General features: G+C 65.2%; 20 protein-coding genes and 2 pseudogenes. 6 read left to right on the top strand and 16 right to left on the bottom strand.

Features of this window, described 5'->3' with window-relative positions; translation table 11 throughout:
* Nucleotides 1–295 precede the first annotated feature (295 nt).
* The 10 genes from BBTA_RS13155 to BBTA_RS13110 all read right to left on the bottom strand — a co-directional run bounded on the left by BBTA_RS13155 (nucleotide 296) and on the right by BBTA_RS13110 (nucleotide 12,491).
* On the bottom strand, nucleotides 296–1,468 hold the full coding sequence (locus BBTA_RS13155) for a fumarylacetoacetate hydrolase family protein (protein WP_012042976.1): 1,173 nt from the start codon (nucleotides 1,466–1,468) through the stop codon (nucleotides 296–298).
* Nucleotides 1,469–1,572: 104 nt separating this feature from the next.
* Complete coding sequence (locus BBTA_RS13150) at nucleotides 1,573–2,526, bottom strand: DMT family transporter (RefSeq protein WP_012042975.1); 954 nt, start codon at nucleotides 2,524–2,526, stop codon at nucleotides 1,573–1,575.
* Between the two features lie 197 nt (nucleotides 2,527–2,723).
* On the bottom strand, nucleotides 2,724–3,563 hold the full coding sequence (locus tag BBTA_RS13145) for an aldo/keto reductase (protein ID WP_012042974.1): 840 nt from the start codon (nucleotides 3,561–3,563) through the stop codon (nucleotides 2,724–2,726).
* A gap of 139 nt (nucleotides 3,564–3,702) precedes the next feature.
* On the bottom strand, nucleotides 3,703–6,396 hold the full coding sequence (locus tag BBTA_RS13140) for a nitrate reductase (RefSeq protein ID WP_012042973.1): 2,694 nt from the start codon (nucleotides 6,394–6,396) through the stop codon (nucleotides 3,703–3,705).
* A 17-nt stretch (nucleotides 6,397–6,413) separates the two neighbouring features.
* Nucleotides 6,414–7,628: an NAD(P)/FAD-dependent oxidoreductase gene (locus BBTA_RS13135; protein WP_049795356.1), complete on the bottom strand. Its 1,215-nt coding sequence runs from the start codon at nucleotides 7,626–7,628 to the stop codon at nucleotides 6,414–6,416.
* Nucleotides 7,629–7,633: 5 nt separating this feature from the next.
* Nucleotides 7,634–8,059, bottom strand: coding sequence for a globin family protein (locus BBTA_RS13130; protein ID WP_012042971.1), 426 nt, complete (start codon nucleotides 8,057–8,059; stop codon nucleotides 7,634–7,636).
* 87 nt (nucleotides 8,060–8,146) lie between these two features.
* Entirely contained in the window at nucleotides 8,147–8,941 is a 795-nt protein-coding gene (locus BBTA_RS13125) for an ABC transporter ATP-binding protein (RefSeq protein WP_085972607.1), read from the bottom strand.
* A 10-nt stretch (nucleotides 8,942–8,951) separates the two neighbouring features.
* Nucleotides 8,952–9,866 (bottom strand): nitrate ABC transporter permease, encoded by a 915-nt coding sequence (gene ntrB / locus BBTA_RS13120; RefSeq protein WP_012042969.1) that lies wholly within the window; start codon nucleotides 9,864–9,866, stop codon nucleotides 8,952–8,954.
* Between the two features lie 61 nt (nucleotides 9,867–9,927).
* Entirely contained in the window at nucleotides 9,928–11,244 is a 1,317-nt protein-coding gene (locus BBTA_RS13115; protein WP_012042968.1) for a CmpA/NrtA family ABC transporter substrate-binding protein, read from the bottom strand.
* Nucleotides 11,245–11,570: 326 nt separating this feature from the next.
* A complete protein-coding gene (locus BBTA_RS13110) occupies nucleotides 11,571–12,491 on the bottom strand; it encodes an intradiol ring-cleavage dioxygenase (RefSeq protein ID WP_012042967.1) in 921 nt (306 codons plus the stop codon).
* A 149-nt stretch (nucleotides 12,492–12,640) separates the two neighbouring features.
* On the opposite strand from BBTA_RS13110, the gene BBTA_RS13105 reads away from it, so the two are divergent.
* Together BBTA_RS13105 and BBTA_RS13100 are read left to right on the top strand one after the other, a co-directional pair.
* The gene (locus BBTA_RS13105) at nucleotides 12,641–13,915 is read left to right on the top strand and encodes a serine hydrolase (protein WP_012042966.1); all 1,275 of its coding nucleotides are present in this window, start codon (nucleotides 12,641–12,643) and stop codon (nucleotides 13,913–13,915) included.
* 239 nt (nucleotides 13,916–14,154) lie between these two features.
* Nucleotides 14,155–15,672, top strand: coding sequence for a sensor histidine kinase (locus BBTA_RS13100; protein ID WP_012042965.1), 1,518 nt, complete (start codon nucleotides 14,155–14,157; stop codon nucleotides 15,670–15,672).
* An 85-nt stretch (nucleotides 15,673–15,757) separates the two neighbouring features.
* On the opposite strand, the gene BBTA_RS13095 is transcribed toward BBTA_RS13100, so the two are convergent.
* Nucleotides 15,758–16,492, bottom strand: a complete 735-nt coding sequence (locus tag BBTA_RS13095; protein WP_012042964.1) for a cytochrome c biogenesis CcdA family protein — start codon at nucleotides 16,490–16,492, stop codon at nucleotides 15,758–15,760.
* 330 nt (nucleotides 16,493–16,822) lie between these two features.
* Nucleotides 16,823–17,089: a hypothetical protein gene (locus BBTA_RS13090; RefSeq protein ID WP_244424416.1), complete on the bottom strand. Its 267-nt coding sequence runs from the start codon at nucleotides 17,087–17,089 to the stop codon at nucleotides 16,823–16,825.
* A 489-nt stretch (nucleotides 17,090–17,578) separates the two neighbouring features.
* On the opposite strand from BBTA_RS13090, the pseudogene BBTA_RS13085 reads away from it, so the two are divergent.
* A pseudogene (locus tag BBTA_RS13085) lies at nucleotides 17,579–18,343 on the top strand (LysR family transcriptional regulator); the annotation flags it as partial.
* On the opposite strand, the gene BBTA_RS38850 reads toward BBTA_RS13085, so the two are convergent.
* A protein-coding gene (locus BBTA_RS38850) for an IS5 family transposase (RefSeq protein ID WP_148221378.1) occupies nucleotides 18,341–19,113 on the bottom strand; the annotation gives its coding sequence in 2 pieces (ribosomal slippage) (nucleotides 18,341–18,780 and nucleotides 18,780–19,113; 774 coding nt in all). The pseudogene BBTA_RS13085 and the gene BBTA_RS38850 overlap by 3 nt on opposite strands.
* 70 nt (nucleotides 19,114–19,183) lie before the next feature.
* Between BBTA_RS38850 and BBTA_RS13070 the strand changes: the two are divergent.
* The 3 genes and pseudogenes from BBTA_RS13070 to BBTA_RS13060 all read left to right on the top strand — a co-directional run.
* Nucleotides 19,184–19,660 (top strand): annotated as a pseudogene (locus tag BBTA_RS13070) (LysR substrate-binding domain-containing protein); the annotation flags it as partial.
* 1 nt (nucleotide 19,661) lies between these two features.
* A complete protein-coding gene (locus tag BBTA_RS13065) occupies nucleotides 19,662–20,057 on the top strand; it encodes a helix-turn-helix domain-containing protein (protein ID WP_012042961.1) in 396 nt (131 codons plus the stop codon).
* 357 nt (nucleotides 20,058–20,414) lie between these two features.
* Nucleotides 20,415–21,236 (top strand): enoyl-CoA hydratase, encoded by an 822-nt coding sequence (locus tag BBTA_RS13060; RefSeq protein WP_012042960.1) that lies wholly within the window; start codon nucleotides 20,415–20,417, stop codon nucleotides 21,234–21,236.
* Nucleotides 21,237–21,318: 82 nt separating this feature from the next.
* Here the strand turns inward: BBTA_RS13060 and BBTA_RS13055 are convergent, their stop codons facing one another.
* The 3 genes from BBTA_RS13055 to BBTA_RS13045 form a co-directional block, all read right to left on the bottom strand.
* Nucleotides 21,319–22,398 (bottom strand): isocitrate/isopropylmalate dehydrogenase family protein, encoded by a 1,080-nt coding sequence (locus BBTA_RS13055; protein ID WP_012042959.1) that lies wholly within the window; start codon nucleotides 22,396–22,398, stop codon nucleotides 21,319–21,321.
* A 125-nt stretch (nucleotides 22,399–22,523) separates the two neighbouring features.
* Nucleotides 22,524–23,591 (bottom strand): alcohol dehydrogenase, encoded by a 1,068-nt coding sequence (locus BBTA_RS13050; RefSeq protein WP_012042958.1) that lies wholly within the window; start codon nucleotides 23,589–23,591, stop codon nucleotides 22,524–22,526.
* Nucleotides 23,592–23,847: 256 nt separating this feature from the next.
* Nucleotides 23,848–24,915, bottom strand: coding sequence for a CaiB/BaiF CoA-transferase family protein (locus BBTA_RS13045; RefSeq protein ID WP_012042957.1), 1,068 nt, complete (start codon nucleotides 24,913–24,915; stop codon nucleotides 23,848–23,850).
* Between the last annotated feature and the right edge of the window lie 90 nt (nucleotides 24,916–25,005).

Below are 25,005 nucleotides of genomic sequence, written 5' to 3'. Positions count from 1 at the left end.
CTCAGGACGAGGGCTGATTGCGTGGCGCGAGCTCGAGCCTGAGATCCTCTCAACCCTCATGGTGAGGGCCGCTTGCGGCGCGTCTCGAACCATGAGGCCCGGCGATGTTTCGCCATCCTCTGACGTCACTCCGGGGCGCGCGCAGCGCGAGCCCGGAGTCCATAACCACGCCCCTGCGTAGTGAAGCACGATCGCCACTCAGCTCGGCGGACTCACCACCGCCGCGGCGTATGGATTCCGGGCGCGCGCTATCGCGCGCCCCGGAATGACATCGTGTGTGTGGAGGCGGCGTGCCTCAGATCAGCTTCCGCCTTGCCAGGTTGCGCATCAGGGCGCCCAAGCCGAAGGTCCAGGGCTCGCATTCGTCGCTGTTGCGCATGCGGTTGACGAGGCGGCCGAGTTGCGGAGCGGAGATGGTGACGATGTCGTCGCGCTTATGGGTGAAGCCTTGGCCTGGCGCGTCGCGATCCTTCACGGGCGCGAACATCGTGCCGAGGAACAGCGCGAAGCCGTCGGGATATTGATGCACGGCGCCGATGGTCTGGGCGACGAGATCCGTCGGATCGCGACTGATCTTCGAGATCGAGGAATGGCCATCGAGCACGAAGCCATCGCTGCCGGTCACGGTGAGCGCGACATCCATCTTGCGGACATCATCCAGCGTGAAGCCCTTGTCGAACAGGCGCAGCAGCGGGCCGATGGCGCAGGAGGCGTTGTTGTCCTTGGCCTTGGACAAGAGCAGCGCCGAGCGGCCCTCGAAGTCGCGCAGATTGACGTCGTTGCCGAGCGTGGCGCCGACGATTTTGCCGCGGCTCGACACCGCCAGCACGACCTCCGGCTCCGGATTGTTCCAGGTCGATTTCGGATGCAGCCCGGCATCCATGCCGGTGCCGACCGACGACAGCGTCGGCGCCTTGGTGAAGACCTCGGCATCGGGGCCGATGCCGACCTCGAGATACTGGCTCCAGGCGTTCTGCTCGATCAGCACCTGCTTGAGGTGCATCGCCTGCTCCGATCCCGGCTTGAGCTTGGAGAAGTCGTCGCCGACCAGCCGCACCACCTCCTTGCGGATGGCGTCGGCCGAGGCCGGATTGCCGCGCGCACGTTCCTCGATGACGCGCTCCAGCATCGAGATCGCAAAGGTGACGCCGGCCGCCTTCAGCACCTGGAGATCGACCGGGGCCAGCAGCCAGGGCTTTGCGGGATCGCGGCGGTCCGGCGGCGTGTTGGCGAGGATATCGGCGAGATCGCCGATCCGATGACCGCCCATGGAGCGGAGCGCGGTCGCGGGATCGTCCTGCTCGCACAGCGCGCTGACGGTCGGGAATGCCGAGGTGACGTCGAACACGCCGTCGTCGCGGACGGCGACCACCGCCGGGCCATCCACGTCGGGGCGCCAGATGCGGCCGACCAGCGTGCCGCTGGTGCCATCGTCGGGCAGCATGGACTCGGGCGTCAGATCGATCATGGCGGCGTGCTCCCTGTTGTTCTTGTTCGTCCGGGGCACACCTAGCATCGGCGGAAGCCGGCTCCAAGCCGCTCGACCTCGCGCCGGAAAGGATCGTCACGATCTCAGGGATTCGGCGAACTCTCGCCGGCAACCTGCAGCAATTGCGAGCGGCGCACGCGCTCGCGATGGGCGGTGTAGAGACCGCTGGAGACGATGAAGGCGGCGCCGACCACGGTCCAGATGCTCGGCACCTCGCCGAACACGAAGAAGCCGAGCAGGCTGACCCACAGCAGCTGGGTGTAGGAGAACGGCGCCAGCACGGAGGCATCGGCGTAGCGGAACGCGAGCACAACGATCCACTGCCCCATCGTCGAGGCGACGCCGACCAGCACGCCGAAGCCGATGTCCTGCCATGACGGCGTGATCCACACGAACGGCACCATCGCCGACAGCAGGCACAGGCCGGCAATCGACGAATAGGTCATGATGGTGATGGCGTGCTCGCGGCCGCTCATGATCCGCGTCATGATCAGGGTGCAGGCCCAGGAGAAGGCGGAGGCGATCGGGAACAGAGCGGCGAGATGGAACGCGCCGGTGCCGGGCCGGAGGATGATCAGCACGCCGCACAGGCCGACCGCGGTCGCGATCCAGCGGCGCAGGCCGACCTTCTCGCCGAGAAAGATGATCGAGAGCGCCGTGACGAACAGCGGCGCGACGAAGCCGGTGGCGGAGGCTTCCGCGATCGGCAGATAGCCGAGACCGGTGATGAAGAAGATCGACGAGCCGAGCAAAGCGACGCCGCGCAGGAGTTGGAATGGCAGCCGCTCGGTGCGCATCGCAAACAGCGGCGAGCCCGGGATCATCGCCGGCACCATGATCAGCGCGAACACCGTGAAGCGGATCCAGGTGATTTCGATCGCGGGCAGCGTCTTCGACAGATATTTGGCGGTCACGTCGGAGGTGCCGAGGAACACGGTCGACAGCAGGATCAGCGCAATCCCGCGGAACGGCCGGTCCGTGCGCGCGGGCGCACGCTTGCGCGCCACTGGCGGCTTCTGTGGCAGGGACGTCGGCACGTCGTCGAGACGCGCGGCGGCTGCCGCGCTCGGTGGCGGGGTCACGGTCGAACTCGGGGATCTCAAGGCGAAACGAATCGGTGAGTGGCGACAAAACGCCAATCAGGCCGTCGCGACAACCCATTGAAAGCGGGCAGCATCTATGCATTGCCCACGCGCCCAGGTCGCAAACATCCGTAATTTTCCGTGATGCTGCACTACAACATGGGCAGACCGCGCGGCTTCGGCCCGCGCGGAAAAGCACGATCGATCGCAGCAATGTCGGCGGCGGTCAGTGCGATGTCCCCGGCAGCGGCATTCTCCTCGGCATGGTCTGGGCGCGAGGCCTTGGGGATGGCGAGCAGCGAGGAGGCGCGGGTCAGGAAGGCGAGTGCGATCTGGCGCGGCGTGGCCCCGTGCTGCTCCGCGATGCGCTGCAGCACCTCGCCGCCGGCGCTGCGGCGCTCCGGAAAATCATCATGGCCGAACGGCGAATAGGCCACCACGGCGACGCCGTGCTGACCGCACCAGGGAATGACCGCGTGCTCGATGGCGCGCTCCTGCAGATGATAGAGCACTTGGTTGCAGGCAATCTTGCCCTCGCCGGCAACCTCCAGCAATTCGTCGAGATCGTCGACGTCGAAATTGCTGACGCCCCAGGAGGCGATCTTGCCGGCGGCCTTGAGTTCCTCGAATGCGGCGACGGTGTCCTCCAGCGGATAGGACCCCGGCCAATGCAGCAGGTAGCAGTCGAGCCGGTCCGTCTTCAGCCGCTTCAGCGAGCGCTCGCAGGCGGTGATGGTGCCCTTGCGCGAGGCGTTGCTCGGCAGCACCTTGGACACCAGGAACACCTCGTCGCGGCGCCCGGCGATGGCCTCGGCAATGATGAGTTCGGCATCGCCATACATCTCGGCGGTGTCGATGTGGGTGGCGCCCAGCTCCAGCCCGCGGCGAAGCGCCGCGATGGCGCGGCTGCGGTCACCGAAGTCGAAATGCCAAGTGCCCTGCCCGATGACGGAGACGCTGGCCCCGCCGGTTCCGAATGTCTTGTGCTTCATGGCAGCGAACATAGAGGATGGCGCTGATGGCGTCGATTGCCTCCTTCCGTCATTGCGAGGAGCCGCATACGACGAAAGCCATCCAGAGTCGTCGCGGGACTCTGGATGGCGTCGCTTCGCTCGCAATGGCGGCGCTGAACTAGCTCGCCACCTTTACCGCGTCGGCAGCCTGCGTCGCCGTCTGCGCGATCAGCCGCTTCATCTCCGGGATGCAGGAGCCGCAATTGGTGCCGGCCTTGAGCCGCGCGCCGATCGCAGCGGGCGTGCGCGCACCGGAGGCGATCGCGTCGCATATCGTGTCGCGGCCGACGCCGAAGCAGGCACAGACGATCGGCCCGCCGCCTGTCCCGTCCGGCGCGCGGCCGGACAGCAGCATGCGGCGCTGCTCGTCGTCGAGGCTGTCGGCCGCGAACATCGTCTTCACCACGTTCCAGTCGCCGGCGTCATGGCCGGGGCCGACGAACATGCAGGTCTCGATGCGATCCCCGGCAAAGGACGCGGCGCGATAGACGCCGCCGCCGACATCCATGTAGTCGGCGACATCGTCGCTGGCGCGCGCCTTGAACCAGGCCGGCCAGCGCATGAGGTCGCCATTGTCGGCGAACAGATAACCGAAGCCGCCCGGCACCGTCGCGCGCACCCACCACAGGTTCGGCGGCAGTGGCAGCTCGCTGCGCGACAGGATGAAGCCGCGGAACACGTACTCATAGGGACTGATCGCAGCCGGCGTCGCCTTGGCCTCGGGCTGGCCGGAGAACGGATCGGTATGCGCGGCGACCAGCGCGCCGACGCGGCCATGCGAGGAGTTGGTCGCGTTCCAATGGATCGGCGCGAACAGCATGCCGCGCTGCTGGCGCTCGCTGACGACGACTTTGAGGATGCACTGGCCATGCTCGGTCGTGACCTTGGCAAAGCCGTCATGCATCAGGCCGTAGCGCAGCGCGTCGTCCGGATGGACCTCGACGAACGGCTCCGGCAGATGCGCCGAGAGCCGTGGGCTAAGGCCCGTGCGCGTCATTGTGTGCCACTGGTCGCGGATACGCCCAGTATTCAGCCGCAAGGGCCGCGCGGCGGTCGTCTCGCTGCGCAGCGCCGGCACGTCAGGCGCGACGAAGCGGGCCTTGCGGTCGTTGGTAAAGAAGCTGCCGTCGGCAAAGACGCGCGGCTCGGGCGGCTTGCCGGCGCGCGCCGGCCACTGCACCGGCGCCATCGCCTCGTATTCCTCATCCGTCAGCGTCGCCAGCGCGCCGATGTCGAAATCGCGGCTGCCCTCGTTCTCGAACGCCGACAGCGCGGCGTGCTCGCGGAACACGTCGGCCGCGGAGTTGTAGTTGAAGGCCTGTGCAAAGCCGAGCCGCTTGCCGACCTCGCTCAGGATCCACCAGTCCGGCCTAGCCTCGCCGGCCGGTGCCATGAAGGCGCGCTGCCGCGAGATGCGCCGCTCCGAATTGGTGACGGTGCCCGACTTCTCGCCCCAGGCCTGCGCGGGCAGCAGCACATGCACGCCGGCATCGACCGTGTCGTTGGAGCGGACATTCTCGGAGACGACGAACAATTCGAGCTTCTTCAGCGCGGCGCGGACGAGATCGGCGTCCGGCAGCGACACCGCCGGATTGGTGCCGATCACCCACAGCGCCTTGATCTGGCCGCGCGCGATCGCCTCGAACATCGCGACCGCCTTCAAGCCCTCATGGGTGGCGATATCGGGCGCCTTCCAGAAGCGGCGGACCCGATCGATCTCCGGCGGCGTGAAGCTCATATGGGCGGCGAGCTGGTTGGCGAGGCCACCGACCTCACGGCCGCCCATGGCATTGGGCTGGCCCGTCAAGGAGAACGGCCCCATGCCCGGTCTGCCGATCCGCGCTGTCGCGAGATGGCAGTTCAGGATGGCATTGACCTTGTCGGTGCCCTGCGCCGACTGGTTGACGCCCTGCGAATACAGCGTGACGACCTTGGGCGTCTCGCGGAACAGCTTGAAGAAGGCGGCCACGTCCGTCTCGGACAGGCCGGTCGCGAGCGCGGTGGCGGCAGCGCTGCCCGCGAGGCTGCGGGCGCGCGCGAGCGTCTCGTCGAAGCCGCTGGTGTGGCGGGCAATGTAGTCGCGATCGAGCGCGCCGCTGTCGGCGAGATGCACCAGCAGGCCGGAGAACAGCGCTGCATCGGTGCCCGGCTTCAGGCCAAGGAACAGGTCCGCTTCGCTGGCGGTGTCGGTGCGGCGCGGATCGATGACGACGAACTTCGCGCCACGGCCCTGCTTGTTGGCGAGCATGCGCTGGTACAGCACCGGATGGCACCAGGCGGCATTGCTGCCGACGAAAACCAGCAGATCGGCCTGGTCGAGATCCTCATAACTCCCGGGCACGGTATCGCTGCCGAAGGCGCGGCGATGGCCGGCGACCGAGGAGGCCATGCACAGGCGCGAATTGGTGTCGACATTGGCCGAACCGAGAAAGCCCTTCATCAGCTTGTTGGCGACGTAATAATCCTCGGTCAGCATCTGGCCGGAGAGATAGAACGCCACCGCATCCTCGCCGTCGCGGGCGACGATGTGCTTCAGACGGCTCGCGACGTGATCGAGCGCATCGCTCCACGCCACCCGCTCCAGGCCGTGCTTGCAGCGGACCATCGGATACAGCAGGCGGCTCTCCAGCCCGAGCGTCTCGCCGAGCGCCGAGCCCTTGGAGCAGAGCCGGCCGAGATTGGCGGGATGCACCGGATCGCCCGAGATGGCGGCGCCGCCGCTGCCATCGGGCGTGGCGAGCACGCCGCAGCCGACGCCACAATAAGGACAGGCGGTGCGCACGGTGCGCAGCTTCGGATCGACAGTGGTCATCGTCGTGCGAATCCCCCTCACGCGGCCCTTGGCCGCGCCCCCGCGCGGCCGAACATCATCTCGGTCCGGATCGACGCAATCGGCTCGCGATTGCGGATCAGGTCGCGATACCAGAGCGCATCCTGCGTGTCGCCGATCAGCACGGCACCGGTGAGGCGGCCATCGGCGATCACGAGCTTCTTGTAGATGCCGCGCCTGGCATCATTGAGCACGATCGCCTCGCTGCCCGGGGCGCCGACGAAGTCACCGGCCGAGAACACCGCGACCCCGGACACCTTCAGATTGGTGGCGACCACGCTGCCCTGATAGGCCGCCTTGCGGCCCGCGAGATGCCGCGCCAGCACCCGCGCCTGCTCATAAGCGGGCTCGACCAGCCCGTAGCAGGTGCCGCGATGCTCGGCGCATTCGCCGAGCGCGGAGATGCCGGGCACCGAACTCTGCAGAGCGTCGTCGACGACGATGCCGCGATTGACCGCAAGCCCCGCCTCCTTGGCGAGCGCCACGTTGGGCCTGATGCCGGCCGCAAAGATCACCGCATCCGCAGCCAGGCTCCGCCCGTCGGCGAGTTCGACACGCTCGACGCGGAGCTCGCCATGGATCGCCGCCGTGCTCGCCTGCAGCAGAACCTCAATGCCTTTCCGCTCGACCAGCACTTTCAACAGCGCCGCCGCCGAGGCGTCGAGCTGCCGCTCCATCAGCCGATCCATCAGGTGCAGCAGCGTCACCTTGGCGCCGGCACGCGCCAGGCCATAGGCCGCCTCCAGCCCGAGCAGTCCACCGCCGACCACGACCACGCGCGACTTCTTCGCAGCCAGGCTCAACAGCACGTCGGTGTCGCGGCTGTCGCGGAACGTATGCACCCCCGCCAGATCGGCGCCGGGCACCGGCAGCCGCAGCGGCAGCGAGCCGGTGGCCAGAACCAGGCGTGAGAACGCCATGTTCTCTTCGTTCTCGACCTCCAACTCCCGGCGGCCGACATCGATGCGCGTGACCCGCGCGCCATATTTCAGCGTCACGCCGCGCTCGCGCCACCACGCCGCGGGCTTGAGCTCGATCTCGTGCGATGCCGCCTCGCCGGCCAAGACCGACGACAGCAGCACGCGGTTGTAGGCGAGCCGCGGCTCCTCGCCGATGACGGCGATCGCATAGCGACCGAGGGCGGTCTGCGACAGCTCCTCGACCAGCTTCGCAGCGGCCATGCCGTTGCCGACGATGACGAGCGGCTCACTCAACGGGCCTACTCCGCTGCCTGTGCGTTGCCATAGGCTTCCGAAATCATGTAGCCGGACAGCGTGCCGTAGGCCGCGGTCCAGGCTTCGGCGACCTCGGGGGTCCAAGCCTCGCCGAGCCCCTTTTCGAGCGTCCACAGCAGCGCGGCGCCGACCACCGGGTAGTGCTCGGGCTTGGCACCATAATTCACGTGGCGCTTGGCGAGTGCGCTTGCCGCCGGCAGCACCGTGTCCAGGTTCGACAGGCCGCCGACCACCACCGCCAGCGTGCCCATCAGCTTCTTGCGCTGCTCGGTCAAATCCTCGGGAAACATCGCGCGCACCGGCGGCGCGACCTCGAACAGCCGATCGTAGAACAGCACGGCGGCCTGATCGGAGATCGGCGCGACCTTGGCGAAGCTCTCCTGAACGAGCGTGATCTGAGACGGGGTCATCGGCAATGCCTTCCTTGAAATGGACGAGAGCCTGTTGGTCGCCTCACGCGGAGAGTGGTTCGATCCACTCTCCGAATGTCTCCTGCGTCACGCGGCCTCGACGAAGCGGTGGCGCTCATAGAGGAATTCGAGCACCCGCTGTCGGCACTTCACATAGGTCGCGTTGGTCGCGAGCTCGAGCCGCTTGCGCGGCCGCGGCAGCGCGACCTCGAGCACCTCGCCGATATGCGCGCTCGGGCCGTTGGTCATCATCACGATGCGGTCCGACAGCAGCACGGCCTCGTCGACATCGTGGGTGATCATCAGGATGGTGTTGCCGAGCTTCTGATGCAGCGCCATCACCGAATCCTGCAGATGCGCCCGCGTCAGCGCGTCGAGCGCGCCGAACGGCTCGTCGAGCAGCAGCACTTTCGGCTCCATCGCCAGCGCCCGCGCGATACCGACGCGCTGCTTCATGCCGCCGGAGATCTCGTTGGGCCGCTTGTCCTTGGCATGCGCCATCTGCACGAGGTTGAGATTGTGCATGGTCCAGGCATCGCGCTCGGCGCGAGTCTTGGTCTTGGCGAACACCTTGTCGACGCCGAGCCGCACGTTCTCATAGACCGTCAGCCAGGGCAGCAGGCTGTGGTTCTGGAACACCACGGCGCGGTCGGGCCCCGGCGAATTGACCTCGCGCTCCTCCAGCAGAACGCCGCCTGACGTCGCGGTGGTGAGGCCGGCGACGATGTTGAGCATCGTCGACTTGCCGCAGCCGGAATGGCCGATGATCGAGACGTACTCGCCCTTCTCGATCGTGAGGTTGATGTCCTTCAGCACTTCGGTCGTGGTGGCGCCGCGGGTGAAGGTTTTGTCGACGTGATCGAGCTTCAGATAGGCCATGATCCAATCCCTCTCAGTTCGTCGCGGTGCCGCGGGTGACGACTTTGCCGACGGTCGCGATCAGGCGATCGAGCACGAAGCCGATGATGCCGACATAGAACAGCGCCAGGACGATCTCGCTGATATGCGAGGAATTCCACGCGTCCCAGATGAAGAAGCCGATGCCGACGCCGCCGATCAGCATCTCGGCGGCGACGATGGCGAGCCAGGACAGGCCGATGCCGATGCGCAGGCCGGTGAAAATGTAGGGAGCGGCCGCGGGGATCATGATCTTGGCGAAGAACTCAAGCGGATTGAGCTGCACCACCGCGGCGACGTTGCGATAGTCCTGCGGAATGTTGCGGATGCCGACCGCAGTGTTGATGATGATCGGCCACACCGAGGTGATGAAGATGACGAAGATCGCCGACGGCTGGCCATCGCGGAACGCCGCCAGCGACAGCGGCAGCCAGGCCAGCGGCGGGATCGTGCGCAGCACCTGGAAGATCGGATCGAGCCCGCGCATCGCCCAGACCGACTGGCCGATCAGCGTGCCGACCGCGACGCCGACGATGGCGGCGATGGCATAGCCGATCGCGACGCGGCGGAGGCTCGCCTCGAGATGCCAGAACAGGCCCTTGTCGATGCCGCCATGGTCGAAGAACGGATCGAAGATCAGCTCGCGCGTATCCGAAAACACGCGCGATGGCGGCGGCAGCGCCGAGCCGGCGCGGCGGCACAACAGCTCCCAGACGATGAGGAACAGCGCCAGCACGATCAGCGGCGGCACCACGCGCACGGCGGCCTCTCGGGCCATCTTCACATAGCGCTCAGCCTTCGGCGGCTGCTTCGGCGTCATCGTCACCACGGACGCAGAAGCGGCCGTGGGCGCGGATGCCGTCGGCACGATCTTGGGCGCGCTATCGCTCGTCAACGCTGGCATGGACATCGGAAACCTTTCTCCGTGCAATGAGAGGAGCCGCGCGCCGGTCGCGCGCGGCGGGTCCTGATCAGGCGTCGACGCGCTTGATCGACAGCGACTTCAGATAGGCGGCGGGATCTTCGGGGTCGAACACCTTGCCGTCGAAGAACGTCTCCTTGCCGCGCGACTTGGAGGTCGGGATCTCGCTGGCGGCGACGTTCATGTCCTTGGCCGCCTCGCGCCAGATGTCCTCGCGGTTGACCTTGGCGATCAGCGCCTTGGCGTCGAAGCCCGCTTCGTATTTGCCCCAGCGGATGTCCTCGGTGATGAACCAGAGATCGTGGCTCTGGAACGGATAGGAGGCGAAGTCGCTCCAGTACTTCATGATATGAGGCGAGTTCTCGACCACCTTGCCGGTGCCGTAGTCGAACTTGCCGGCCGAGCGTCCCGCGACGTCCTCGACCGGGCAGTTGATCCACTGCCGCTTCGCCATGATGGTCGCAAGCTCCTGCTTGTTTTCCATCTTGTCGCACCATTGCTGGGCTTCCATGACCGCCATGGTCAGCGCCTTTGCGGCCTTCGGATATTTGTCGACGAAGGCTGAGCGCATCGCGAAGGATTTTTCGGGATGCTTGTTCCAGATCTCGCCGGTCGTCACCGCGGTGTAGCCGATGCCCTGGTTGACGAGTTGCGCATTCCAGGGCTCGCCGACGCAGAAGCAGTCCATGGTGCCGACCTTCATGTTGGCCACCATCTGCGGCGGCGGCACCACGATGGTCTCGATGTCCTTGTCGGGATCGATGCCCCCGGCCGCGAGCCAGTAGCGGATCCACAGATCGTGCGTGCCGCCCGGGAAGGTCATCGCGGCCTTCACGGCCTTGCCTGAGGCCTTCTTCTTTTCGAGAGCGGCCTTGAACGGCGCGGTGTCGAGGCCGAGCTTGAGGTCGGCATATTCCTTGGCGACGGAGATGCACTGCGCATCGAGATTGAGCCGCGCCAGGATGTACATCGGCGTCGGCTGATTGTTCTGCGTCACCTTGCCCGACGAGATCAGATAAGGCATCGGCGTCAGGATGTGCGCGCCATCGATGCCATTGCCTTCGGAGCCCAGCACGAGGTTGTCGCGCGTCGTCCCCCACGAGGCCTGCTTCTGCACGTCGACATCGGGCATGCCGTATTTGGCGAACATGCCCTTGTCCTTGGCGACGAACAGCGGGCCGGCATCGCTCAAGGCGATGAAGCCGAGCTTGGCGCTGGTGACTTCCGGCCCTGCGCCTTGCGCAAACGCTCCGCCAGGCAGGTTCAGCTTCGCCGCGGCGAGCAGCGCAGCCGTGCCGGCGCCGGCCTTGAGAAGCTGACGACGGCTGAGGCCGTTGCGGCGAGCAGGATTGGCAGTCTTCGTCATGAGTGCTGTCGTCCTTTGTCTGAAAAGCGCTCGATGGGTTGAAGGGCCCGTCCGCCAGTCGCCGATCGATCGCGCACAGGGGCGCGTTCCGAGGGATGCCTCGGAGGGGCAGCGTCAGATGTCGGATGGGGTTTGCGCAGACGGCATCGATGGCGTCAGAGAAATCTATTCAAGCTTTGTGCCAGCGATCGAATGAGCGGGAATTTCTATGAAAACAATAGCTTAGTCAAAATCACCAGCACCTGCGGATCACCGCAATCGCACGCAAAATTTGCGATTCGCCCACTTCCTGTGCGTTGCACAAAAAGTGGGCGCCTTCATTTATCCTACTCCGCTGCGGCCGTTGCGGGCTTCGCCAACATCGGTTGGGGAGCGGTGCCGACGCCCGGCTTCATGCGGAATTCGTAGGTCATCAGGTGCCACGGAGACGATGCCAGCTTGCCGTCGGGCATCACCGGATCGGTGTGTTGACTCACCGTCGCGACCAACTCGTCCTTCACGCCGAAGACCACGTCACTATCGAGATATGCATCGCCGCCGATGAAGACATGGGTGATCAGCGGCTCATAGCCCGCGGCATCCACCAGGAAATGGACATGGGCCGGCCGCATCGGATGTCGCTTGGTCGCGAGGATCAGCTGGCCGACCGGACCATCCGTCGGAATCGGATAGCTACAGGGCAGGATGGTGCGGAAGAAGAAGCGTCCGTCCGCATCGGTGATGAACCGCGCCCGCGACGACGGGCCGTCCGCAGCATAGGCCGGCCGCTGTGAATCGTAGAAGCCTTCATCATCGGCATGCCACACGTCGACAGCCGCGCCCGCGAGCGGCGCGCCGGAAAGATCGGTGACGCGCCCCTGAACGAACATCTTCTCGCCCTTCAGGTTTGCGGAGATATCGGTGCCATGCGGCATCTGCCGATGCTCGCCGACGTAAAACGGGCCTAGCACCGTGGTCTCCGTCGCGCCGGCGCGCTCCCGGTGATTGATCGCGTCGACCAGCATGGACACGCCGAGCACATCCGACAACAGGATGAACTCCTGCCGGCTGGCGGTGCAGGTCTGTCCCGTCCGGGTCAGGAATTCGATCGCGGCGGCCCATTCGTCGAAGGTCAGATGGGTCTTGCGGACATAGTCGTGAAGCGAGGTCACGAGTTCCTGCAGCAGGAATTTCACGCGGCTGTCGGGCGTCTGGTCGAAGCTTGCGACGACCGCGTCGGTAAGCTCGGCTTCATTGAATTGGGTCATTGGCAGTCCTCCCGGCGGCTGACGCTACATCAGCCCGGCAAGCGCTGCCATTGGAGACCGGGCAATTTTCCGCTATCACCCGACTCCTCGCTTGCGCCAGGCCGCCACGCGCGCGGGCCACGAAAATCGAACGACAGCGGAGACGCCCGATGCTCGCCCCCACCCCCGCCTCGCCCGACACCGTCGGCATGTCCAAAGCCGCGCTCGACCGCATCGACGCCCATCTCAGGGACCGCTATGTCGAGGCTGGCCGCTTTCCCGGCACCCAGCTCCTGGTCTATCGCCGCGGCAAGATCGTGCATGCGAGTTCGCTCGGCTATGCCGATGTCGAGCGCAAAGTGCCGGTCAAGGATGACACGATCTATCGCATCTATTCGATGACCAAGCCGATCACCTCGGTCGCCTTCATGATGCTGGTCGAGGAAGGCAAGGTCGCGCTCGACGAGCCGGTCGCCAAATATATTCCGGAGTGGAGGAATCTCGGCGTGTTCGTCGCCGGCACCGCGCCGGCCTTCATCAGCCGGCCGCCGACGCGGCCGATGCTGATCGTCGACCTGCTGCGCCATACCTCCGGCCTCACCTACGGCTTCCAACAGCGCTCCAATGTCGATGCGGCCTATCGCGAGGCGAAGATCGGCGCCGTCGAAAAGGCCGGCACGCTGCAGTCGATGATCGACGATTTGGCGCGGATCCCGCTGGAGTTCTCGCCCGGCGAGGCCTGGAACTACTCCGTTTCCACCGACGTGATCGGCTATCTCGTCGGCAAGATCGCGGACAAGCCGTTCGAGCAATTTCTCAAGGAGCGCATCTTCGATCCGCTCGGCATGACCGACACCGACTTTCACGTCCCGGCCACGAAGGCGCACCGGCTGGCGGCCTGCTACTCGGCTGACGCCGGCGGCGCCTTGTCGTTTCACGCCGCCGACCGCAAAGGCGGCCTGACCTTGCAGGATGATCCCGCGACCAGCTCGTTCCTGAGCCCGCCCGACTTCATCTCCGGCGGCGGCGGCCTGTGCGCGACCACGGCCGACTATCTGACGTTCTGCCGCGCGCTGATCAATGGCGGCGAGGTCGGCGGCGTGCGGCTGCTCGGACCGAAGACCTTGAAGCTGATGACATCCAACCACCTGCCCGGCGGCGTCGACCTGCCGGCGCTGTCGCGGTCGATGTTCGCCGAGGCCGCCTATAACGGCATCGGTTTCGGCCTGGGCTTCTCGGTCACGATGGATCCTGCGAAGACATTGATTGCCGGCAGCCCCGGCGAATATGCCTGGGGCGGCGCCGCCTCCACGGCGTTCTGGATCGACCCGGCGGAAGAGCTGATCACGATCTTCATGACCCAGGTGCTGCCGTCGAATGCCTACCCGATCCGGCGCGAGCTGCGCACCATGGTCTATGCCGCCATCACCGAGAGCAATCTGTAGCAGCCAGACCGGGCACGGCGCCCGCTGATGGAACCGGGGATCGCCGCGCAATGAGCTTGGCGCGGGTGCGCCACTCTCTTATGCTGATGATGCAAACGGCTGCAGCCGCCGGGCCATGCGGATGCAGCCGATGCAGCCTGACCACCGGGCCGTCATCGCCGATCGTCTCCGGGCCCAGCCTTCCTGCCGCCGATTGCGGTCCTACCGCTCATTGGAACCGTCATCTCAACGGGGCATCCGTGCCAAAGCTTTCCCTGCCGGTCCGGCTTGCTCTTCTGGTCGCAGGGACCACGCTGCCGCTCATCCTATTCGCCGGCGGCATCGTATTTCACAACTACATGCAGGACCGCACCGATGCCCGGCAGCGCGTGCTCGAGACGGTGCGCGCCATCCGCCTCACGCTCGATGCGGAGATGCAGCGGATGACGGGCGGCGTGCAGGTGCTGGCGCTGACGGATGCCTTGAAGACCGGCGACTTCGAGCGCTTCCGCCCGATCGCGATGGGCTTCCTCGAGCAGTACGGTAAGCACGGCACGATCCTGGTCGCTGACCGCGACGGACACCAGCTGTTTTCGTCGGCAACCACCGACACTGCCAATCTCCCCTTGCGCAGCAACCGCGAGATTACCAAACGCGTTTTCGAAACGCGCCAGCCGCAATATTCCGACCTGTTCTACGGCATCGTGAAGAAGAGCCTGATCGTCACGGTCGAGGTGCCGGTGTTTCGCGACGGCGAGGTGATCTACGATATCTCTTTCAGTCCGCCGATCGAGATGTTCCAGACCATCCTCGAGAAGCAGCGCCCGAGCGCCGATTGGACATTGTCGCTGCTCGACCGCCAGGCCGTGGTGTTCGCGCGCGTGCCAAATCCGCTCGAGACGATCGGCAAGCAGGCGTCGCCGTCGGTCTATGAACGCATGATCAGCGAGCACGAGGCGACGCTGTCGAGCGTGTCGTTGGAAGGCCTGCCGCTGCTGTCGAGCTTCACCCATTCGCCCCTGACGGGCTGGATCATCGGCGCCGGGATCAGCGAGACCTCGCTGGTGGCGCCGCTCTGGCGCAACCTCGCCATCACCAGCCTGATTGGCGGCATCATGCTGGCAATCGGCCTTGCCTTCGCGGTGCGGATGGCGACGACGATCGCCCGCGCCGAGATGCTGCATGACCTGCTGATCGAGGAACTCAATCACCGCGTCAAGAACACGCTGGCCATCCTGCAGGCCATCGCCGTCCAGACCTTCCGAAGCGCCAGCCGCTTCGAGCGCGAGAAATTCGAGGGGCGGCTGGGAGCCCTCGCCGAGGCCCACAACCTCCTGAGCAAGGAGAAGTGGCAGGGCTCCGAGCTGGAGGACGTGATCGGACGCGTGCTCAAGCCGTACCGGCTGAACACCCCGGAACGCATCCGGATCACCGGCCCCAAAGTGGCGCTGTCACCGCGCCTCGCCGTCGTCCTGTCGATGATCGTGCACGAGATTGCGACCAACGCCGCCAAATACGGCGCATTGTCCAACGACACCGGCGCAGTCGATCTGTCGTGGGAGCTCTTGAACCACGCCGATACGGCAAAGAAGCAGCCGGCACGGCTGAAGCTGACATGGCGGGAGACCGGCGGCCCGGTGGTCTCGGCCCCGATCCAGCGCGGCTTCGGCTCGCGCCTGATCGAGCGCAGCGCGCGCGATCAGCTCGGCGGCGAAGCCACGGTCGACTTCCTGCCGCCGGGCGTGATCTACACGATCACCTGCGCGCTCGACGATTAGACTAATCTCTTTCTTTGAGCATGATCTTTTCGCAAAAACCGGTTTCCACTTTTCCGGATCATGCTCTCACCGCAGCGGCGCCCGCTCAGCCGAACTTCTGCAGCGCCGGGAAGGTTTCGAGCAGCCAGATGCTGAAGGTCGAGACCGCGCCGGTCAGAAAGCCGATGCCGGTGACGATCATCAGGAGGCCCATCGCCCGCTCGACATTGACCAGATGGCCACGCATCCGCATGAACAGCGCCGAGAACTGCTCGATCATGAAGGCGGCGACCAGGAACGGAATACCGAGCCCGGCGGAGTAGATGGCCAGGAGGCCGGCGCCCTTGGCGACCGTTGCTTCGGCCGCGGCGATCGACAGGATCGCAGCCAGGATCGGACCGATGCAGGGGGTCCAGCCGAAGGCGAAGGCAAGCCCCATCACGTAGGCCCCCCACAGGCCGACCGGCTTCGGGATCGGCAACCTCCCCTCCCGCATCAGAAACGCAATCCGGGTGAGGCCCAGGAAGTGAAGGCCCATCACGATGATCACGATGCCGGCGAGGATCGACAATTGCTCGGACCAGGCCCGGATCAGGCCGCCGATCAGCGAGGCGCTCGCCCCCAGCATCACGAAGACGGTGGAGAAGCCCAGCACGAACAGGCCCGCCGAGAGCATGACGGCGCGCCGCGAGGCGGCCGGCGCCTCGTCGCTCTCGATATGCTCGATCGTGGCGCCGGTCAGATAGACCAGATAGGGCGGAACCAGCGGCAGGACGCAGGGCGACAGGAAGCTGACCAGTCCGGCAATGAAAGCAGCCGGTATCGATACGTTTTGGATCATGCGGGTCCCGCGATACACCCTCTTGGCGGCCTCGTGCCCAGGGCACTCCGCTTCATGCCGCCGTTATGAGGAATACGCAACACAGGGCCGGCAGGTTACGGCCAGAACCAGCGCACATCTCGAACGTCCGCAGCGACGGCGATCTCCCCTGCCGAGACGGTCCATCGTCTGACGAGCTTCGTTCAGCGCTCAAATTGAGGAAGATCGGCCTGACAAAAGGTCGGTCCCGATCTTGCCGCAGCAATTCGCTCCGGCTAGCCTTGCACCGCTGACCAGCTTCACAGCTTGATCACGACTTGGAACCGCCCCCCGTGCGCGCATCGCACCGTGCTACTTGACCAGCCTGAGCAAAGGTTGCCGGCGCTGCCCTGGCTGCGGCTTCGGATCGCGCAATTTCTCGGGGTTGTCAGCCTGAACCATTTCATTGCAGAGCGACTTGAGATCGTCTTCGCTCAAGCGGTTCAACTTCATGCGGAGGTCGAGGATGGCAACCGAGACCATATGCGCCGATTCGCGATTCCCGGCAGCAGTGAGCGCAGCGCGGCACTGCTCCAGAGTAGCGAGGACGGCAAGCATTTGTTCGTCTGAATTGGCCACAGGCGTCGTTCCGTTCTAGCGTCTGACGAGATGGAGCTGGAGAAGTCCCGCCCCGCGGATGGCACCCTGATTCGTCATCTCGTTCCTCCCCACGCCGTGTATGCGAACTCCACGTCGCTTCCGTCCCTGCTGTGGCAATCGGCGCCCCGATTTTCCACAACATCGCCGCGCAAGAGTCGATGATCGAAGATCGGAGTCCGCTGAGTCAACAACACGCAGCGTTCACCACGATAGCATGGCCCCTTGCCATCTTCGATTACCATTTCATTGCGGCCGAGGCAAAAACCGTCGATGCTCCGGTCGACTCGCGCTGCGCGTGTCCGCGTGATACTCGGCAGTTCCTGCCAAGCTTCTGCTGCTGGTAAAACCATGCTGCAGAGACTGCACGTCGCAGGGATCATGAATCGCCAATGTCTCAACCAACCGATGGCATCGAACCGGCCACCACGTAGTTTCTCGGCCATACTCTAGCAGGCGAGGAAAGCTTGTATGCGCGCTGCAGCGGAACGGGGCGTTCCTCAAAAGGAACGCCAGGAGGAAGCGGGATCTCATGCGACGGACGTGCCGGCAGAGATCAGCGACGCTTCGGTTGCGCTCCAGGGGCCGGGTGGCGACCAGATCGGTGATGCCGGTGCGGTGGGCGCACCAGCCGCTCGGGCGGTGAAGCCGGCTGCGCGAAGCCCGTCTGGGCGGGCAGCCCCGGCGAAAGCCGTAGCAGGCAAGCCGGCGCTGGCGAGCCTGACCGACTGGGACGCGGCCCGGATCTTCCTCGAGGTCGTCCGGGCCGGCAGCTTCCGTTCCGCCGCCGAACGTCTCACGCTGTCGATCAACGCGGTGCGCCGACGGATCGACGATTTCGAGCGGCAGATCGGCGCCACATTGTTCACGCGCGACGTCCACGGGGCGCGGCTGACGGATGAAGGCGCGCTGGTCGTCTCCGCTGTCGAGCGCATGGAGACCGCCGCGTTCGAATTGCTGCGCGCCGGCGACGGGCTGGCCGGTGCGGCGTCCGGCGAGGTCCGCGTCGCGGTCACCGAGGGGCTTGGGACATTCTGGCTGGCGCCGCGCCTGGTCGAATTTCAGCAGAGCTTTCCGAATGTGCTGGTCGACCTGTATTGCGCGATGCGCTCGGCGGATGTCTCGCGCCACGAGGCCGACGTGGCCATCCACCTCTCGCGGCCGTCCGCGCTCGATGTCAAGCTGGTGCGGCTTGGCCGCATGCATCTGATGTGTTTCGCGAGCGAGAAATATCTAGGTCGTGGACTCAAACCGCATCCAGAGGCGGGTTGAGGCGAGCAAGACGGCGGAGAGGAAATTGCGAGCGCTCTTATCGTAGCGGGTCGCGATGCGGCGGAAATGCTTCAACTTGTTGAAGAAGCGTTCGATCAGATTGCGCTGTCGATAGAGAGCAGGATCGACCGAACGCTGAACCTTGCGGTCGCGGCAGGTTGGGATGTGAGCGCGCCCGCCACGGCTTTCGACCAGATCGATGAGGGCTCGGGCATCGTAACCGCGGTCGGCGACCAGATCGCGCCCCGGCTCGACCGCTTCGATGAGGGGCGGCGCCACGGTCTTGTCCGAGGACTGGCCCTGCGACAGCACAATATGGACCGGCATGCCGGCCTGATCGACGATGGCGTTTATCTTGGTGCTCAGTCCTCCACGAGAACGGCCGATGGCGTTATCCGGGCCCCCTTTTTACCACCGGCGGCGTGCTGGTGAGCGCGGATGATCGAGGAGTCGATTAACTGCAATGACTGTGGAGACTTCGCTGCCAAGGCCTCAAATATCTGCAGCCAGATGCCCTTCTTGGCCCATCGATTAAAGCGATTGTAGGCTGTTGTGTAAGGGCCATAGCGCTCAGGCAGATCGCGCCACGGCGTGCCAGTGCGCAAGACGAAGAAGATGCCGTTGAGCACCTTGCGGTCATCCGGCCGCGGCCGGCCGTTCTTCTTGCCCTCCGCTCCAGGCAACAGCGGCGCGATGATTGTCCACTCCGTGTCTGAAAGGTCGAAGCGAGCCATCGGGACCTCCTCTTTTGGGAAGCCTTGAATCACTCCGCCCCGTCACCCGCAAGGGGTTTGGGTACAGGACCTAGACGTGTATGGCGTTCCGAACACGATTGACGACTTGATGAAACATCGCTTGGTTCTGCAGGTCGCCGATGAAGCCGCTGCGAACGAAGCATTTGCCAGCATCTTTCCCGGCTTCGAGCAGCGGGACCTGATCGCGATGACCACCAACGTCTCGAGCGCCAACTACTGGGCCGTCGCCCACGGCGCCGGTATCGGGGTATTCCCAACCTATGCGAGCGCGCTCGGCGGAAAGATGATACCGCTTGAGGTTGAGTTGAAGTGGTCTTACGATATCTGGCTGTCCTACCATGCCACCACCGGCCGCATCCCGAGGGTGCGCCATATGATTGACTGGTTGGTGGAGGCTTTTAACCCTGGCAAATACCCGTGGTTTAAAGACGAATTCATCCATCCACGGCAACTTAAAACAGTATATATGGGTGAACCCCTGACCCATTTATTCGGGGGCTTTCCGATGGAAGGACGGCAAGACTAGTATGAACAAATCAGCGGCAAAGAAGATGAAGCAGCGCAGTGCCGGCAAGCCGGACATTGAGCTTGGCAAGCGCATTCGCCTGCGCCGGGTTGAACAGAAGATTTCGCAGGCAGAGCTCGGTGAAAAGCTCGGCGTGAGCTTCCAGCAGGTGCAGAAGTACGAGAAGGGCGTCAATCGCGTCGGCGCGGCACGCTTGCAGCAGATCGCGACGGCGCTCGATGTGCCCGTGACCTTCTTCTACGATGGCGACAACAAGGCCCGTGAGGTCGAGAGCCTGCTCTTCCTGGACAGCGCCTTCAGCCTGCGTCTGCTGCGCGCTTACAGCAAGATCAAGGATCAGACGGTGCAGCGTCAGCTCGTTGCCCTTATGGAATCGATTGCAGCGAACGAAGAATAGGCACAGCCGTCTGACCGGGTCAGACGCGCCTGCTGGTCGACGTGGGCCATCATCGCTCGAGGGCGCAACTTGGGGGCGCCAGGCGGTCAGCCAGCTCGGGCGGGTTCACTGCCTTTCCGAGGATTGCCTCAGTGGTTAATGTCAGCTGAGTGCAACGTCGATTACGTGTAACGTCGATTGAGTGCGATGACTGATCGACGCGGCCGGATGATCCGGCCCTTATCTCCGCTCGGCGAGAGCCGTGCGGTCTTACCTTTTTAATCCCTGCCGTCATAGGAAATGGCGGCCCGATTTTGTCGCGACTGATCTTGTCGCGTCCCGAAGGCGGCTGCCCGCCGCCAATGTGCTGGAAACGCCATGCCGATCGCCGCCGGGGACTCCATTGCCTTTGCCGAAGGCAAGATCCTGACGACCCATGCGGGAGATGGCGTCGGCGTCGTCACCTTCAACCATCCGGACAAGCGCAATGCGATGTCGCTGGAGATGTGGGACGGGCTCGGCCAGGCCCTGATCGCCTTGCGCGACAGCACCGACATCCGCGTTGTGGTGCTGACCGGCGCTGGCGACAAGGCGTTTGTATCCGGCGCCGACATCAGCCAATTCGAACAGAGCCGGCACAACGCCGCGGCCTCGGACGCCTATGCGCAGCGAAGCGCCGTCCAGCGGGCATTGCTGGCGAGCTACCCCAAGCCGACCATCGCCTGTATCCGCGGCTTCTGCCTCGGTGGCGGCCTGCAGATCGCGATGCTCGCGGACATGCGCTTCGCCGCCGAGGACAGCCGGTTCGGCATTCCCGCGGCCAGGCTCGGCATCGCCTATGGCTATGACGGCCTGCGCAATCTGGTCTCGCTTGTCGGGCCGTCGCAGGCGCGGCTGCTGCTGTATACGGGGATGCGGATCGACGCCCATGAAGCGCTGCGGATCGGCCTGATCGACCGGATGATGGGCAATGAGGAGCTGATGCCGGCGACGCTCGACATCGCCCGCACCATCGCCGGCAATGCGCCGCTGGCGGTTCAGGCCGCCAAGATCACGATCGCCGAAGTGCTGAAGGACGAGAGCGGCCGCGACATGGCTGCCATCAAGCGGATCGGCGACGCCTGCATGGATTCTGAAGACTTCCGCGAGGGCCGCCGCGCCTTCATGGACAAGCGCAAGCCGGTCTTCAAGGGACACTAGATCATGATGCGTTTCCGCGGAAACGCATCATGATCTTTCCTCCTTGTTTGAGCATGATCTTCCACTTGTCTGGATCATGCTCTTAAAGCGCCTCCAGCACCGCCTTGGTGACCTCGAGCGTGCCGGCACTGCCGCCGAATTCGAACGGCTTGAGACCGGACGCATAGACCTTGTCGACCGCCTGCTCGATCCGCTGCGCCGCCTCGGCCGCGCCTTCGATGCCGCGCGTGTCCGCCAGCCAATCCAGCATCATCGCGGCCGACAGGATCATGGCGGTCGGGTTGGCCTTGCCCTGCCCCATGATGTCGGGCGCGGTGCCGTGGCAAGGCTGAAACACGGCATGGCGATCGCCGATATCGGCCGAGGGCGCCATCCCCATGCCGCCGATGAGGCCGGCGGCGAGGTCAGACAGGATGTCGCCGAACATGTTCTCAGTGACCAGGACGTCGAAATCCCAGGGACGCTTCACCAGCATCAGCGCGCAGGCGTCGATATAGAGCCGCTCCGCCTTCACGTTCGGATGGAGCTCAGCGACCTCGTCGAAAATCTTGCGGAAGTAGGCGAAGGCCTTGAAGACATTCGCTTTATCGACGCAGCCCAAAATGCCGGAACGGCCACGGGCCCGACGCCGCTCGGCGAGCTTGAAGGAGAAGTTGAAGAGACGCTCGGAGGTCTTGCGGGTGATGACGAGCGTCTCGCGCGCCTCCTCATGTGTCACCACACCTTTGCCCATCGAGGCGAACAGGCCCTCGGTCGACTCGCGGATGACGACGAAGTCAATGCCGCGCTCCGCGGCGCCGACGATCGGGCTCGGCACGCCCGGGATCAGCCGCGCCGGCCGCACCCCGGCATAGAGATCGAAGTGGAAGCGCAGCTCGATCTGCGGCGCGATCTCGGTGTTGTCGGGGTAGCGCACCGAGGGCAGGCCGCAGGCGCCGAGCAGGATCGCGTCCGCCTGTTCGCAGAGACGGATCGTGGACTCGGCGATCGACACGCCGGTCGCCAGATAATTGCCGGCGCCGGCCTGGGCTTCCGTGAAGCGGAACGCCAGGCCCGCTTTGGCCTCGACCTTGCGCAGAACTTCAAGAGCGGGCGCCATGACCTCGGGCCCGATGCCGTCGCCGGGCAGAACTGCGATGTGAAGTGAATTGGTCGAGGACATATTTTCTTCGCAATGTGAGTGAGTTGGCGACGTCATTGCAAGCGAAGGACGCAATCCAGAGCCCAGCTTGAGACGCTGGATTGCTTCGCCGCTTCGCTGCTCGCAAGGACGAGAGGAGTCGAGACTTAAGGCGTCAGCACCGCGCGGCCGACCAGCTTGCCCGACTGCAGCTCGCGCAGGGCGTCGTTGGCCTTGACGAGCGGCATCGGGGTGACCGGGATCGGTGTAATGTTCTTGGCGCGGACGAGGTCGAGCAGCTCCTTTGTCTCCCTGAGATTGCCGACATAGCTGCCCTGGATCGTCACGGCCTTGATCGGAATAAGCGGCAGCGCCCATGGCGCGCCGCCGCCGAACAGGCCGACGATGACGAGCTTGCCGCCCTTGGTCAGACAGTCGAAGCCGAGTTGCGCGGTGGCGGCATTGCCGACCAGGTCGATGACGGCCCGGATCGGCTCGCCTGCCGCCTTGGTCAGTTGCTCCAGCGCATCCGGCGCCTTGCCGTCGACGGCCGCGAGCGCGCCCGCCGCCAGCGCCGCCTCGCGCTTGCGGGCATCGATGTCGACGACGATCGCTCCCTTCCCGCCCATGGCCTTGAGCAGCGACAGCGCCATCAAGCCGAGGCCGCCGGCGCCGAAGATCACGATCGGCGTGTCCAGATCCTTCTCGATCTTCTTCAGCGCGCTGTAGGTGGTGACGCCCGAGCAGGCATAGGGCGCGGTCGTCACCGGATCGAGCCCCTTGAGATCGGTCAGATGGCGCGGATGCGGCACCGTCATGTGGTCGGCATAGCCGCCATCGCAATAGACACCGAGCGAGGCCGGCTTCAGGCACATATTTTCATCGCCGGCCAGACATGTCGCGCATTTGCCGCAGCCGATCCAGGGATAGACCAGCGCGACGTCGCCGACCTTCAGCCCGCCCTTCTCCGCCTCGGTGACATCGGGTCCGAACGCCACGATCTCCCCGGCGCTCTCATGTCCCATGGTGCGCGGCAACGACACGCCGCGATCCTTCAGCGACAGCGGCTTGCGGCCATGGCCGAGATCGTAGCCGCCTTCCCAGATGTGCAGATCGCTGTGGCAGACCCCTGCTGCCTTGACCTTGATCAGCACCTGCTTGCCGAACGGCTGCGGCGTCGGCTCGTCGACCTCGGTCAGCGGCGCGTTGAAATCGGTGACCTTGAAGCTCTTCATCTTTCACTCCCGTGGTCCGGTATGACCGGACAGCGCCATCACGGGACGAGCGGCGACGGCTCGCGCGGGCAGCGCGGCCTCGACAGATCCTCCCGACAGACGCGCGTCCGGCTGGTCCGCACCGTTCTTGCAATCCCGCGACATTGGCCGGAAACGGGCAGAGCGGCAAGGCCGCGCGCATGGCGCGCGATCATGGCTGCCCTGCAGCCTTTCGCCTCACCAAGCTCGGCCTTGTCTCATGAAGCTCGACCTTGTCTCAGCCTTGGCCGGTGTCGATCGCGCCGACCTCGCGAAGAACATCGGCCGTGTGCTCACCGAGGCTCGCCGCACGCGCTCCCGCCGCGACCCTCGCTTCCGACATCCGAAACGGCAGGTTGACCACCTTGAAGCTGCCGGCCGCGTCCGTCACCTCGGCCAATGCGTCACGATGGGCGAGCTGCGGGTCGGCAAGCGCCTCGGCGACGCTTCGATAGGCCGAGCTCGGGACCCCGCCCGCGCTCAGTGCCGCGACACATTCGGCCGTCGTGAGCCCGCTGGACCAGGCCTCGACGCCATCCATGAGATCCCCCCAATGACGGCGACGGTCGGCGTAGCGGGCAAATCTGGGATCCTCGACCCAGGCGGGCCGGCCGATGACGCCCATCAGGTTCTGGAACGTCTTCTCGCTGGCAACCGCAATCATCACGTAGCCGTCGCGGGTTTCAGCCGGACCAAACGGCGGGCGCTGCGGCGGCTCGACCGCGAACTGGGCGCCCTGGATCTCGTTCAGGGTGAGGCTGAGCATGGATTCGAGCATCGAACAGTCGATATGCTGGCCGCGTCCGGTGCGCTCGCGCTGATAGAGGGCGGACGCGATGGCGCCGAACGCGTAGGTGCCGGTCACCACGTCGGCATGGTAGATGCCGCAATAATCCGGCCGGCTGCGGCCGGGCTGGTAAGCAAGATGCGCCATCTCGTAGCCGGATGCGGCATGGATCACCGGGGCATAGGCCGGGAGTTCGGCCGATGGGCCGGTCTGGCCGTAGCCGGAGATCGAGCAGTAGATCAGCCGCGGGTTCAACTCACTCAGCGTTGCATAAGCAAGGCCGAGCCGTTGCATGACCCCGGGCCGGAAATTCTCAACCAGGATATCGGCCGTTGCGACGAGCCGACGCACCGCCTCCACATCCGCTGAACATTTCAGATCGAGCACCACGCTCTTCTTGCCGACGTTGAGCTGACCGAAAGCCGTGGAGCAGCCATGCCGGACCGGCGGGCGGGTGCGCATGGTTTCACCTTCCGCTGACTCGATCTTGATCACCTCCGCCCCCATATCAGCAAGCATGCGGGCGCAATGCGGGCCGGCGATGGTGGTCGAGAAGTCGAGGACGCGGAGCCCCTCGAAGCATCCTGTCAAACGGCTCTCATCGTTTCC

This window comes from Bradyrhizobium sp. BTAi1 (assembly GCF_000015165.1).
Taxonomy (GTDB): domain Bacteria; phylum Pseudomonadota; class Alphaproteobacteria; order Rhizobiales; family Xanthobacteraceae; genus Bradyrhizobium; species Bradyrhizobium denitrificans.
Note: the sequence above shows the minus strand (reverse complement) of the source record. Positions and strands in the feature narration are given on the sequence as shown.